General features: G+C 68.5%; 12 protein-coding genes. All 12 read left to right on the top strand.

What is annotated here, in order from left to right:
• Window positions 1–2: 2 nt before the first annotated feature.
• On the top strand, window positions 3–1,073 hold the full coding sequence (gene murG / locus E3O48_RS02375; protein WP_134508461.1) for an undecaprenyldiphospho-muramoylpentapeptide beta-N-acetylglucosaminyltransferase: 1,071 nt from the start codon (window positions 3–5) through the stop codon (window positions 1,071–1,073).
• A 109-nt stretch (window positions 1,074–1,182) separates the two neighbouring features.
• Entirely contained in the window at window positions 1,183–2,580 is a 1,398-nt protein-coding gene (gene murC, locus E3O48_RS02370; RefSeq protein ID WP_134508602.1) for a UDP-N-acetylmuramate--L-alanine ligase, read from the top strand.
• A 13-nt stretch (window positions 2,581–2,593) separates the two neighbouring features.
• Window positions 2,594–3,718, top strand: a complete 1,125-nt coding sequence (locus tag E3O48_RS02365; protein ID WP_134508459.1) for an FtsQ-type POTRA domain-containing protein — start codon at window positions 2,594–2,596, stop codon at window positions 3,716–3,718.
• 129 nt (window positions 3,719–3,847) lie between these two features.
• Window positions 3,848–5,038, top strand: a complete 1,191-nt coding sequence (gene ftsZ / locus E3O48_RS02360) for a cell division protein FtsZ (RefSeq protein ID WP_134508457.1) — start codon at window positions 3,848–3,850, stop codon at window positions 5,036–5,038.
• Between the two features lie 15 nt (window positions 5,039–5,053).
• Window positions 5,054–5,761 carry a YggS family pyridoxal phosphate-dependent enzyme gene (locus E3O48_RS02355; RefSeq protein ID WP_134508455.1) on the top strand — a complete coding sequence of 236 codons (708 nt, stop codon included), beginning with the start codon at window positions 5,054–5,056 and terminating at the stop codon, window positions 5,759–5,761.
• Between the two features lie 36 nt (window positions 5,762–5,797).
• Complete coding sequence (locus tag E3O48_RS02350) at window positions 5,798–6,352, top strand: cell division protein SepF (protein WP_134508453.1); 555 nt, start codon at window positions 5,798–5,800, stop codon at window positions 6,350–6,352.
• Window positions 6,353–6,360: 8 nt separating this feature from the next.
• Window positions 6,361–6,663 (top strand): YggT family protein, encoded by a 303-nt coding sequence (locus tag E3O48_RS02345; protein WP_134537172.1) that lies wholly within the window; start codon window positions 6,361–6,363, stop codon window positions 6,661–6,663.
• A gap of 141 nt (window positions 6,664–6,804) precedes the next feature.
• Window positions 6,805–7,455, top strand: coding sequence for a DivIVA domain-containing protein (locus tag E3O48_RS02340; RefSeq protein WP_134508449.1), 651 nt, complete (start codon window positions 6,805–6,807; stop codon window positions 7,453–7,455).
• Window positions 7,445–8,032, top strand: a complete 588-nt coding sequence (lspA, locus tag E3O48_RS02335; protein ID WP_134508447.1) for a signal peptidase II — start codon at window positions 7,445–7,447, stop codon at window positions 8,030–8,032. Before E3O48_RS02340 ends, lspA begins: the two co-directional genes overlap by 11 nt.
• Window positions 8,033–8,039: 7 nt before the next feature.
• Window positions 8,040–8,960, top strand: a complete 921-nt coding sequence (locus tag E3O48_RS02330) for an RluA family pseudouridine synthase (protein WP_134508445.1) — start codon at window positions 8,040–8,042, stop codon at window positions 8,958–8,960.
• A gap of 107 nt (window positions 8,961–9,067) precedes the next feature.
• Complete coding sequence (dnaE, locus tag E3O48_RS02325) at window positions 9,068–12,535, top strand: DNA polymerase III subunit alpha (protein WP_134508600.1); 3,468 nt, start codon at window positions 9,068–9,070, stop codon at window positions 12,533–12,535.
• 22 nt (window positions 12,536–12,557) lie between these two features.
• Window positions 12,558–13,325: a 1-acyl-sn-glycerol-3-phosphate acyltransferase gene (locus E3O48_RS02320; RefSeq protein ID WP_134537171.1), complete on the top strand. Its 768-nt coding sequence runs from the start codon at window positions 12,558–12,560 to the stop codon at window positions 13,323–13,325.
• The last annotated feature ends 21 nt before the right edge of the window (window positions 13,326–13,346 follow it).

Below are 13,346 nucleotides of genomic sequence, written 5' to 3'. Positions count from 1 at the left end.
GCGTGACCACCTACCTGCTCGCCGGCGGCGGCACCGCCGGCCACGTCAACCCCCTGCTCGCGGTCGCCGACACGATCCGGAGCCGGGAACCCGACGCCACCGTGATCGTGCTGGGGACGCGCGAAGGCCTCGAATCCCGGCTCGTTCCGGCCCGCGGCTACGAACTCGTGATCGTGCCCCGGCTGCCATTCCCGCGACGCCCGAACCGGCAGGCGCTCACCTTCCTCAGCCGGCTGAACCACGCGGTCGCCAACCTCACCGCCCTGATCCGAGACCGCAAGGTCGACGTGGTCGTCGGTTTCGGCGGCTACGTCTCCACCCCCGCCTACCTCGCCGCCCGGCGTGCGGGCGTGCCGATCGTCATCCACGAGGCGAACTTCCGGGCCGGCCTGGCCAACCGGCTCGGCGCCTGGTTCACCGGTTTCGTCGGGGTGGCCTTCCCCGGCACCCGGATCCGCCACGCGCGGGTCGTGGGGATGCCGCTCCGCCCCGAAATCGAACGGCTCGACCGTGCGGCGGCACGCCCGGAGGCGCTGTCGGCCTTCGGCCTGGACCCCGACCGACCCACCCTGCTCGTCACCGGCGGTTCGCTCGGCGCCCGCCGGCTCAACAACACGGTCCTGCAGTCCGCCCCCGACCTGATCACGGCCGGCTGGCAGGTGCTGCACATCACCGGGGAGAAGTCCGAGGTGGCCGACCCCGGGCTGGACCACTACCGGATGATCGCCTACTGCGACCGGATGGACCTCGCCCTGTCGGTGGCCGACTTCGCCGTCTCCCGGGCCGGGGCCGGCACGGTCTGCGAACTGAGCGCCCTGGGGATCCCGGCCGTCTACGTGCCGTACCCGGTCGGCAACGGCGAGCAGCGCTTCAACGCCGCCGACGTCGTCAGGGCCGGGGGAGGGATCCTCGTCGACGACGCGGACTTCGTCCCCGAGTGGGTGCGGGCCGAGCTCCTGACGGTGCTCACCGACCGAGCCCGGGTCGCGCGGATGGGCGCCGCCGCGGCATCCGTCGGCGGACGGGACGGGTCGGCCCGGATGGCCGACTTCATCCGGAGTGCCCTCGCCTGAGCCGGCCGCCGACCCCGGCCGTCGTCAATCCGGCATTCGGCGGCGACGGCGCGTAACGTAGTTCCCGCACACCCAGCATTTGTCTCCAACCGAGAAGAGCGCAGCAACCGTGATCAAGCCCGACCTGAACCTCATCATTCCGCGCGACCTCGGAACGGTGCACTTCGTGGGCATCGGCGGGTCGGGGATGAGCGGGATCGCGCGCCTGTTCATCGACGCCGGCCACACCGTCACCGGATCCGACGTGCGCGAGTCCGACAACGTCCTCGCCCTGCGGAAGCTCGGCGCGCGCATCGCGATCGGGCACGCCGCCGAGAACGTCGGCGCCGCGGACACCCTCGTCGTCACCGGGGCGCTCTGGCAGGACAACCCCGAATACGTCCTGGCCAAGGAACGCGGGCTGCCGGTGCTGCACCGGTCGCAGGCCCTCGCCTGGTTGATCCAGAAGCACCGCCTCGTCGCCGTCGCCGGCGCACACGGCAAGACCACCTCCACCGGCATGATCGTGACCGGCCTGCTCGGCATCGGCCAGCACCCCAGCTTCGTGAACGGCGGCGTGATCGAATCGCTCGGCGTGTCGGCGGCCAGCGGCACCGATGACCTCTTCGTCGTCGAGGCCGACGAATCGGACGGGTCGTTCCTGCTCTACAACACCGCAGTCGCCCTCGTCACCAACGTCGACCCCGACCACCTCGACCACTACGGGTCGCTCGAGGCGTTCGAGGCTGCCTTCGTGGAATTCGCCCAGAAGGCCACGGAGTTCGTCGTCATCTCCTCCGACGACGACGGGGCCGTCAGCGTCACCGGCAAGCTCGAGGGCAAACGGGTCATCACGTTCGGCGAGGCCGCGGACGCAGATGTGCGGGTGCACTCCGTGGTCACCGAGGGGCCGGTGGGCTTCGGCGTCGCCTGGGCCGGGCAGGACTACTTCGCCACGCTCCGGATCCCCGGCCGGCACAACGCCATCAACGCGGCCGGCGCGTTCGCGGTGCTCGTCGGGCTCGGCTTCGAGCCGGCCGCCTCCCTCGCCGCGATCTCCGAGTTCGGCGGCACGGAACGCCGGTTCGAACTGCACGGCACCGTCAACGGGGTCAGCGTCTACGATGACTACGCGCACCACCCGACCGAGGTGGCCGCGGCCCTCGCCGCCGCGCGCACCGTGGTCGGCGCGGGGCGCATCATCGCCGTGCACCAGCCGCACCTCTACAGCCGCACCCGGCTGTTCGCGCGCGAATTCGCCGACACCCTCGAGAAATTCGCGGACCAGACCGTCGTCCTCGGCGTCTACGGCGCCCGCGAGGACCCGGAGCCCGGAGTGACCGGGGCGCTCGTCTCCGAAAAGTTCCACGACCCGTCCCACGTCGCCTATGTGCCGGACTGGCAGGAAGCGGCCGACTACGTCGCCAGCATCGCCCGCGACGGCGACTTCGTCGTCACCCTCGGCTGCGGCGACGTGTACCGCATCGTTCCCCAGCTCCTCGGCTCGCTCGAAACGGCCCGCGGATGACCCGCACCTCGGCATGAAGCGGCCCCAGGGCTTCGACCAACCGGCCGCGCCCGAACCCGCCCGCCCGGCCGCCGTCCGCACCCGCGGCCCCCGGCGGACGACGAAACCCGGGTCCAGCACCGCCGGCCGTGCAACGGACGCCCGTCCCGCACCCGGCCGTACGCCCGGCTCCCCGGCCGCCTCCGATCAGACCTCGACCGAACCGATCGTGCTGCCCGCGCCGGGCGCCCGGCGCGTCGCCCCCGTCTGGCCGCTCCGACGCCCGACGGAGACGGTCGACTCGCCGGCGATCCAGGGAATCACCCGACCGGATGCCGCGCCCGGCCTGCCCGCGACGCCGGCTGCGACGCCGCCCGCCGATGCGCCGCTCACCCCGGCCGGCGCCCGCCGGAAGTTCCGTGCCGCGCGCCGGGCCCGCAAGCTGTATGAGCGTGAGGAGGTGCGCCGCTTCACCTGGCGGTCACGCCGCCGGCGCACCATCTGGCTCGTCTCGCTCGGCATCATCGCGGCGCTGGGCGGATTCGTCCTGATCGGCGCGTACTCGCCGCTGATGGCCCTCAAGACCATCGAGGTCGTCGGGGCCGACCGCGTCCCGTCGGCCGAGGTGCAGGCGGCGCTCGGCGAACAACTGGGCACCCCGCTGCCGCTGGTCGATTTCAGCAAGGTGAAGAAGGAACTGTCCAGGTTCACCCTGATCCGCAGCTACGTCACCGAGAGCCGCCCGCCCGGGACCCTCGTCGTGCGGATCGTCGAACGTGAGCCGATCGGTGCCGTCGTCACCCCGGCGGGCTTCGACCTCGTCGATGCCGCGGGCGTCGTCATCCAGAGCGGGACCGAACGGCCGGCCGGCTATGCGACGATCACCGCGCGCTCCGGCGCCGGCAGCACCGGCTTCCAGGCGGCCGCGGCCGTGATCATGGCGCTGCCGGACGGCATCCGCGGCCAGCTGGACACGGTCACCGCGGCGACGAAGGACGACGTCACCCTCACTCTCGTCGGCGGCGCGCGCGTCGTCTGGGGGAGCGCGGAGAAGTCCGAGTACAAGGCCGTGGTGCTCGCCGCCCTGGTCGTGAGCCACCCGGTCGGCAGCGTCGGCGAATACGACGTGTCCTCGCCCGACAGCGCCGTTCTGCGCTGACTTTTCGCGACACGCGGGCGCGCCTCCCCGAGCCGTGCGAACTGGCGCATAACTTCGAGATCAGGAATTGCATACTCAGCATAACTTTAAACTTCGAGTAAAGGTTTAGAGTTCCACCGGAGGCCGGACGTGTCAACAACAAATCAGAACTACCTCGCAGTCATCAAGGTTGTTGGAATCGGTGGCGGCGGTGTCAACGCCGTCAACCGCATGATCGAGCTTGGCCTCCGCGGGGTCGAGTTCATCGCCATTAATACGGATGCCCAGGCCTTGCTGATGAGCGACGCCGACGTCAAGCTCGACGTCGGCCGCGACCTCACCCGCGGCCTCGGCGCGGGAGCGGACCCCGAGGTCGGCCGTCGCGCCGCCGAGGACCACGCCGAAGAGATCGAAGAGGCGCTGGCCGGCGCCGACATGGTCTTCGTCACGGCCGGTGAGGGCGGTGGAACCGGAACCGGCGGCGCCCCCGTCGTCGCGCGGATCGCCAAGTCCATCGGCGCGCTCACCATCGGTGTCGTCACCAAGCCGTTCGGCTTCGAGGGCAAGCGCCGCCAGGCCCAGGCCGAGGCCGGCGTCGCCTCGCTCAAGAACGAGGTCGACACCCTCATCGTCGTGCCGAACGACAGGCTGCTGGAAATCAGCGACCGTGGGATCAGCATGCTGGAGGCGTTCGCCACGGCCGACCAGGTTCTCCTCGCCGGCGTGCAGGGCATCACCGACCTGATCACCACCCCCGGTCTGATCAACCTCGACTTCGCCGACGTCAAGTCGGTCATGCAGGGCGCCGGTTCGGCGCTGATGGGCATCGGTTCCTCCCGCGGCGCCGACCGCGCGATCAAGGCTGCCGAACTCGCGGTCGCCTCCCCGCTCCTCGAGGCCTCGATCGACGGCGCGCACGGCGTGCTCCTCTCGATCCAGGGTGGCTCCAACCTCGGAATCTTCGAGATCAACGACGCCGCCCGGCTCGTGCAGGAGGCCGTCCACCCCGAGGCCAACATCATCTTCGGTGCGGTCATCGACGACACTCTTGGCGACGAGGTGCGGGTCACCGTCATCGCCGCGGGCTTCGACGGCGGCGAGCCCGGCGCGAAGGCGGTCGAGGTCCGCCGCGCCGACCTGGTCGCGGCAGGCGTGGCAGCCGGCGTGAGCTCGTCGGCCGGCGGGGCATCCGCCGGCTCCGGCAGTGACTCGGCGCAGTACGAGGTCGACGAGGCGGCCGGTTCCTCGGTCTGGTCCGGCGTCGAGCCCGGTGCGGCCGTGGCCGACCCGGCCTTCGAGGAAGACCCGGACGACCTGGACATCCCCGACTTTCTCAAGTAAGCAGACGGCGACCAGATGAACGACCCGGACGTGGTTCCCGGGGGGCCGGCCGAGCCGGACCTCCGGGAGCGCCTCACCCTCGTGCGAGGGAGGATCGCCCAGGCGGCTGCCTTCGCCGATCGTGACCCCGGTGAGATCACCACCATCGTCGTCACCAAGTTCCACCCCGTCTCGCTGATCGAGGAGCTGCACGCCCTGGGCGTGAACGACGTCGGCGAGAACCGGCACCAGGAGGCCCAGGCCAAGGCCGAGGCGCTGTCCGCACTCGGCCTGACCTGGCACTTCGTGGGCCAGGTCCAGGGCAAGAAGGCCAGGCAGGTGCGGGCCTACGCGCAGGTCATCCACTCCGTCGACCGCCCGTCGCTGGTCGACGCCCTCGCCTCCGACGAGTCCACGGTCGACTGCTTCGTGCAGGTGAACCTCACGGACGACCCGGCCCGCGGCGGCGTGGCACCCCCTGACCTGGACTCCCTCCTCGAGCGCGTGCAGGCCACCGCGGGGCTGCGACTCCTCGGCCTGATGGCCGTGGCTCCGCTCGGCGCCGAACCGCGCCGGGCGTTCGCCCGCGTGCGTGAGCTCGGCGAGCAGGCCAGACGCGTCGCACCCGAGGCGAAGTTCCTCTCGATGGGGATGTCGCAGGACTACCCCGACGCGATCAGCGAAGGGGCGACACACCTTCGAATTGGCACGGCAATCACCGGGAATCGCCCGGTACTCGGTTAATCTGAGAACGTAAGAATCATCAACCCGGAGGTCGAGATGTCCAACCCGCTCAAGAAAACCATGGTTTACCTGGGTCTGGCAGACGAAGAGCTGGAATACGAGGCGCCTGCGGCTGCCCCGGCCGGCAATTCGAACTCCGCCGTGGCACACTCGGCCAATGCGCACTCCGCCGCTCCGAAATCCGCCGCGCCCCACTCGGCCGCCGGGGGGTCGTCGCACTCCGGCGCCACCCACGGTTCGGCCGGCCGTGCACCGGTGACGCCGCTGCGCAAGACCTCCACCCCCAAGAATGTGGCTGCCTCAGAAATGAATGAAATCCTCACCGTCCACCCGCGCCAGTACAAAGACGCCCAGGCGATCGCCGAGTCCTTCCGAGACGGGATCCCGGTCATCATCAACCTGTCGCAGATGAGCGATGCGGATGCCCGGCGCCTGATCGACTTCGCCAGCGGCCTCTCGCAAGGCCTGTACGGCAAGATCGAGCGCGTCACGGCCAAGGTCTTCCTGCTTTCCCCGTCACACGTCGTCGTCTCCGGGGACAATGCGGGTGAAGAGCCCGACGCCGAGGCGTCGTTCTTCGCGCAGTCGTAAACCTCCCCGTGTTCGTCGTTTCACTGCTCGGCACGGTCGCGTACTACGCCCTGCTGCTCTACTTCTTCATCATGTGGGGTCGGTTCATCGTCGACCTGGTCCGCAGCGTCAATCGGGCCTGGAGGCCGACGGGGTTCGTCCTCGTGCTCGTCGAGCTCGTCTACTCGGTCACCGACCCGCCGGTTCGCTTCTTCCGCCGGATCATGCCCCCGCTCCGACTCGGCCCGATCGCGTTCGATTTCGGCTGGAGCCTGACCATGCTCTGCGTCATCGTGGGAATGTGGATCGCCGGGGCCCTCGTTCGGGTCTGAATACCGCCCAGCACCGTCGAGGCATGTATTCTTGATCGGTGGCGTACCGGGCCGACGCGGAGCGACATGGGTCGGTCCTTGGTACGTTGGTAGAACTCAATCAGAAATGTTCGCAAACTCAAGTTTAAAGGGTGGAAAGCCATGGCGCTAACTCCGGAAGATGTAGTCAACAAGCGGTTCCAGTCGACGAAGTTCCGTGAAGGATACGATCAGGACGAAGTAGACGACTTCCTCGACGAGGTCGTTGTCGAGCTGCGTCGCCTCACCGCGGAAAACGAGGAGCTCCGAGCTCGCGTCTCCGGTGGCGGAACGGCCGAGCCCGTTGTCCTGGCCGAGGCCGTCAAGGCTCCTGAGGTCGTTGCAGAGCCCACCCCGGCTCCCGTCGTCGCTCCGGTCGTCCCGGTTGCCGCCGCGGTCGCCGAGCCGGTCGATGAGACCGCAGGCACCACCAACCTGCTCCAGCTGGCTCGCCGTCTGCACGAGGAGCACGTCAAGGAGGGTGCCGAGAAGCGTGACGCGCTCATCGCCGAAGGCCACGCCACTGCCGCCCGTCTGGTCGCCGAGGCCGAGGCCAAGCAGCGCGCCCAGATCAACGCCCTCGACAAGGAGCGTTCGGTCCTCGAGAACAAGATCGAAGACCTGCGCACGTTCGAGCGCGAGTACCGCCAGAAGCTGAAGAGCTACATCGAGAGCCAGCTCCGCGACCTCGACGCCACCTCCCCGGTCGGCGCGAACGCCGGCAGCGACTCGGGCAACGCTCCGAAGCCGAGCTTCCAGGGCTTTGGCGCCTAAGGACGGAGCGAAGAAGCGCTCCAGCGCGCTTGTCGTTCTGGTCCTTGTCGCGCTGGGCATCTACGCGCTGGACCAAATCAGCAAGTACCTTGTCGTCACCGGCCTCGCCGAGGGTGACACCGTCCGGGTTCTGAACGATGTGCTGCAACTGCACTTCGTCCGGAACCCGGGCGCTGCGTTTTCCCTGGCAACCGGGATGACCTGGATCTTCTCGATCATCGCGGTCGCCGTGGTGGTGTTCATCGTCTGGTTCGCCGGTCGCATCCGTTCCCTTGCCTGGGGACTGGTCTTCGGACTCCTGCTGGGCGGCGTGCTCGGAAACCTGACGGACCGGCTGCTGCGGGAACCGTCCTTCGGCCTCGGACACGTGGTGGACTTCATCTCGACCCCCTGGCTCATCCCGGCCATCTACAACGTCGCGGACATGTCGATCGTGACGAGCATGATCATCTTCATGTGGCTCACCATCCGTGGCGTCGGCCTGGACGGCCGCCGGGGAGCTGCCACGGAAGGCGGCGCCCCGGCATCCGGAACCCCCGATTCCGCTGCTCCGACCCCCACCCAGTTAGCACCCTGACTCACCCATGGAAACACGCTCTCTTCCCCTTCCCGACGGCCTCGACGGCGTTCGCGTCGACGCCGGCATCGCCAAGCTGTTCGGGTTCTCCCGGAGCTTCGCGGCCGAGGTCGCCGAGGCCGGCGGGGTGGAACTGAACGGCGCCGTCGTCGGCAAGTCCGACCGGCTGCACGGCGGAGCGTGGCTGGAGGTCAACTGGCAGCCGCGTGAGGCCCTCACCATCGTGCCGATCCCGGTGCCTGACCTGTCGATCGTGCACGACGACGAGAGCATCGTCGTCGTCAACAAGCCCTCCGGTGTCGCCGCGCACCCCAGCGTCGGCTGGACCGGGCCGACCGTGCTCGGGGCGCTCTCGGCGGCCGGGTACCGGATCGCGACCTCCGGCGCCGCCGAACGCGCGGGCATCGTGCACCGCCTGGACGTGGGCACCAGCGGGCTGATGGTCGTCGCCAAGTCGGAGGCGGCCTACACGGCCCTCAAGCGGGCCTTCCACGACCGGGAGGTCGAGAAGATCTACCACGCGGTCGTCCAGGGACACCCTGACCCGCTCGCCGGCACCATCGACGCCCCTCTCGGGCGCCACCCTCGCTCGGACTGGAAATTCGCCGTCGTCGCCGGCGGCAAGGATTCGATCACCCACTACGAGACCCTCGAGGCGTTCCGCTCGGCGTCACTGCTGGAGGTGCACCTGGAGACCGGGCGCACCCACCAGATCCGGGTGCACATGGCCGCCCAGCGGCATCCGTGCGTCGGCGACGCCATGTATGGGGCCGACCCGTCGATCACCGCCCGGCTGGGCCTGACCCGGCAGTGGCTGCACGCGAAACAACTCGCCTTCCACCACCCCGACTCACGCGAGTGGGTCACCTTCAACGCCGACTACCCGGACGACCTCGCTCACGCGCTCGACGTGCTGCGTGACGCCTAGCCCGCAGCGACCACTCTCAACACCTCGGAGCCGTCTTGTCCCCTCAGAATAAGTCGGGTGGATCGAAGGATTCGTTCGTCCACCTGCACGTGCACAGTGAGTACTCGATGCTGGACGGTGCGGCGCGGGTCAAGCCGCTGATCAACGCGGCAGTCGAGCAGGGCATGCCCGCCGTCGCGATCACCGACCACGGCAACGTGTTCGGTGCGTTCGATTTCTGGCGCACCGCCACCGAGGCCGGCATCAAGCCGATCATCGGCACCGAGGCGTACATCACCCCCGGCACCGACCGCCGGGACAAGACCCGGGTGCGGTGGGGCACCAACGGGCAGAACCGGGACGACGTCGGTGGGGCCGGTTCGTACACGCATATGACGCTGTTGTCCGAGACCACCGCGGGCATGCACAATCTGTTCCGGCTGTCGTCGAAGGCCAGTCTGGAGGGCTACTACTTCAAGCCCCGGATGGACCGCGAGCTGCTCTCCGAGTTCTCCGCCGGGTTGATCGGAACGACGGGCTGCGTCGGTGGCGAGGTGCAGACCCGCCTGCGCCTCGGCCAGTACGAGGAGGCCAAGAAGGCCGCCGGCGACTTCCAGGACATCTTCGGCAAGGAGAACTTCTTCTGCGAGATCATGGACCACGGCATCGACATCGAGCGCCGCACCATGACCGACCTTCTCAAACTCGCCGGCGAACTGAAGCTCCCGCTCGTGGCCAGCAACGACCTGCACTACACCCACGCGCATGATGCGACCGCCCACGCGGCCCTGCTCTGCGTGCAGTCGGCTTCGACCCTCGACGACCCGAACCGGTTCAAGTTCGACTCGGACGAGTTCTACCTCAAGACCGCCGCGCAGATGCGGCACATCTTCCGCGACCACCCGGAATCCTGCGACAACACCCTGCTGATCGCCGAGCGCTGCCAGGTGGAGTTCAACACCCAGGCCAACTACATGCCCCGGTTCCCGTGCCCGGAGGGCGAGAACGAGGAGAGCTGGTTCGTCAAGGAGAACGAGATCGGGCTGGCCAAGCGCTACCCGAACGGCATCCCGGCGGACGTGCGCAAACGCGCCGATTACGAGATCGGCATCATCATCCAGATGGGCTTCCCGGGCTACTTCCTGGTCGTGGCCGACTTCATCATGTGGGCCAAGCAGCAGGGCATCCGGGTGGGGCCCGGCCGTGGCTCGGGCGCCGGTTCCATGGTGGCGTACGCGATGGGCATCACGGACCTCGACCCGCTCGTGCACGGGCTGATCTTCGAGCGGTTCCTGAACCCCGACCGCGTCTCCATGCCCGACTTCGACGTGGACTTCGACGAGCGCCGCCGCGGCGAGGTCATTCACTACGTCACCGAGAAATACGGTGAGGAACGCGTCGCCCAGATCGTCACCTACGGCACGATCAAGGCCAAGCAGGCCCTGAAGGACGCGTCCCGGGTGCTGGGATTCCCCTTCGGCATGGGCGACAAGCTCACCAAGGCCATGCCGCCGGCGATCATGGGCAAGGACGTGCCGCTCACCGGCATGTTCGACAAGGACCACCCGCGGTATCGTGAGGCGGCCGACTTCCGCGCCGTGATCGAGTCCGACCCGGAGGCCCGCACCGTCTTCGACACGGCCCTCGGGCTGGAGAACCTCAAGCGCCAGTGGGGAGTGCACGCCGCCGGCGTGATCATGAGTTCCGACCCGCTGATCGACATCATCCCGATCATGAAGCGGGAAGCGGACGGCCAGGTCGTCACACAGTTCGACTACCCGGCCTCCGAGGCCCTCGGCCTGATCAAGATGGACTTCCTCGGGCTGCGCAACCTCACCATCATCGACGACACCCTCGACAACATCGCGGTGAACCGCGGCCATCGGCCCGTGCTCGAGGAGCTCGGGCTCGACGACCCGGCCGCCTACGAACTGCTCGCCCGCGGCGACACCCTGGGCGTGTTCCAGCTCGACGGCGGCCCCATGAGATCGCTGCTGCGGCTCATGAAGCCTGACAACTTCGAAGACATCTCCGCCGTGATCGCGCTGTACCGGCCGGGTCCTATGGGCGCCAACTCACACACCAACTACGCGCTCCGCAAGACCGGACAGCAGGAGATCATCCCGATCCACCCTGAGCTCGAGGAAGCGCTCCGGGACGTCATCGGCACCACCTACGGCCTGATCGTGTACCAGGAGCAGGTCATGTCGATCGCGCAGAAGCTGGCCGGGTTCTCCCTCGGCCAGGCCGACCTCCTGCGCCGCGCCATGGGCAAGAAGAAGAAGTCCGAGCTGGACAAGCAGTTCGAAGGCTTCTCCGGCGGGATGAAGGCCAACGGCTACTCGATGGACGCCGTGAAGACGGTCTGGGACATCCTGCTGCCGTTCTCCGACTACGCCTTCAACAAGGCCCACTCGGCCGCCTACGGGGTGCTCTCCTACTGGACCGCGTACCTCAAGGCCAAGTACCCGGCCGAGTACATGGCGGCCCTGCTCACCAGCGTCGGCGACTCCCGCGACAAGCTGGCTCTCTACCTGAACGAGTGCCGGAGGATGGGCATCCAGGTTCTGCCGCCCGACGTGAACGAGTCGATCGGCTACTTCGCGGCCGTCGGCACCGACATCCGGTTCGGGATGGGAGCGGTGCGCAACGTCGGCTTCAACGTCGTCGACGCCATCCGGCTCACCCGCACGGAGAAGGGCGCGTTCGAGTCGTTCCACGATTTCCTGCGCAAGGTGCCGATCCAGGTGGCCAACAAGCGCACGGTCGAGTCGCTGATCAAGGCCGGCGCCTTCGACTCGCTCGGCGCGACCCGGCGCGGCATGGTCGAGATCCACGAGGCCGCGGTCGAATCCGCCGTCAAGATCAAGCGGGACGAAGAGCACGGAATGGTCGGCTTCGACTTCGACAGCCTGTTCGACGACCCTCAGGAGACCGAACAGGTGCCCGACCGCCCGGAGTGGAGCAAGAAGGAGAAGCTCGCCTTCGAGCGCGACATGCTCGGCCTCTACGTCTCCGATCACCCGCTCGCAGGGCTCGAAATCCCGCTGGCCAAGCACGCCAGCACCACCATCGTCGACCTGATGGCCTCTGACCAGACCCAGGATGCCGACACCGTCACGATCGCCGGCCTGATCACCAGCGTGCAGCACCGGATCGCGAAGAAGTCGGGCAACCAGTACGGCATCATCCAGGTCGAGGACTTCGGCGGGGAGATCGCCGTGATGTTCATGGGCAAGGCGTACCAGGAGTTCGCCCAGGACCTGATCAGCGACTCGATCGTGGTCGTGCGCGGCCGGGTGAGCATGCGGGACGACGGAATGAACCTGCACGCGTACAGCATTTTCGCGCCCGAGCTGGGCCAGGCCTCCGACTCCGGCCCGCTGGCCATCACCGTGGCCGAGGCCCGGGCGACGACCGACACGGTCACCGCGCTCGGCGAGGTGCTCGGGCGCCACGGCGGCAGCTCGGAGGTGAGGCTCAAACTCGTCAAGGGTACGACCGCCCGGGTGTTCGAGCTGCCGTTCCGGATCACGATCAGCGCCGACCTCTTCGGGGAGCTGAAGAGCCTGCTCGGGCCCTACTGCCTCACCTGACGCAGGGTTGTAGCCTTGGACCATGACAAGGCGCGCCAGGGAACCGATCTACAGCACGGCCATCGGGGCAGGGCGGGCCGTGTTCGGTCTGTTGCGCCTCAGGCCGTCGGTCACCGGGCTCGCCAACCTTCCGGACACCGGGGGAGCGGTCCTGGCCGTCACCCACTTCGGCTATGCGGACTTCGCACTCGTCGAGTGGATGACCTGGCACCGGAACCGGCGGCACATCCGTTTCCTGGCCAAGAAGGGCGCGTTCGACCAGCCGCTCGTCGGCCCGCTGCTGCGGGGTATGCGCCACATCTCCGTCGACATGAAGGCCGGGGCGGCAGCCTACGTCCAGGCGGTCGAGGCACTTCGCGCCGGTGAACTTCTCGGCGTGTTCCCGGAGGGCGGTGTGAACGCATCCTTCACCGTGCGGTCACTCAAATCGGGTGCCATCCGGATGGCGGCGGAGGCAGGGGTACCCGTCGTGCCGATCGCGGTCTGGGGCGGGCACCGCCTGCTGACCAAGAACCACAAGCCGTCGCTGCGGGACGCCTTCCGGGCGCCGATCGGATTCGCGATCGGGGAGCCGATCCAGATGCCGGCCGACGCGGATGCGCATCAGCTCACCCTGCTCCTGCATGAGAACCTGCAGTCCCTCGTCGACGGCCTGCAGGAAAGCTACCCGGAGGAGGGCGCCGGCGCCTGGTGGCAGCCCAAGCACCTGGGCGGCAGCGCGCCGACCCCGGAGGAGGCCGCGATCGTCGAAGCGGAGCGTCGCCGGCTGCGTGACCTGCCGCCGGTCTGAGTCGCCGGGTCGGTTCGCCAT

The sequence above is a fragment of the Cryobacterium sp. HLT2-28 genome (genome assembly GCF_004402495.1).
Lineage (GTDB): Bacteria > Actinomycetota > Actinomycetes > Actinomycetales > Microbacteriaceae > Cryobacterium > Cryobacterium mannosilyticum.
This window is presented reverse-complemented; position numbering and strand designations above follow the sequence as displayed.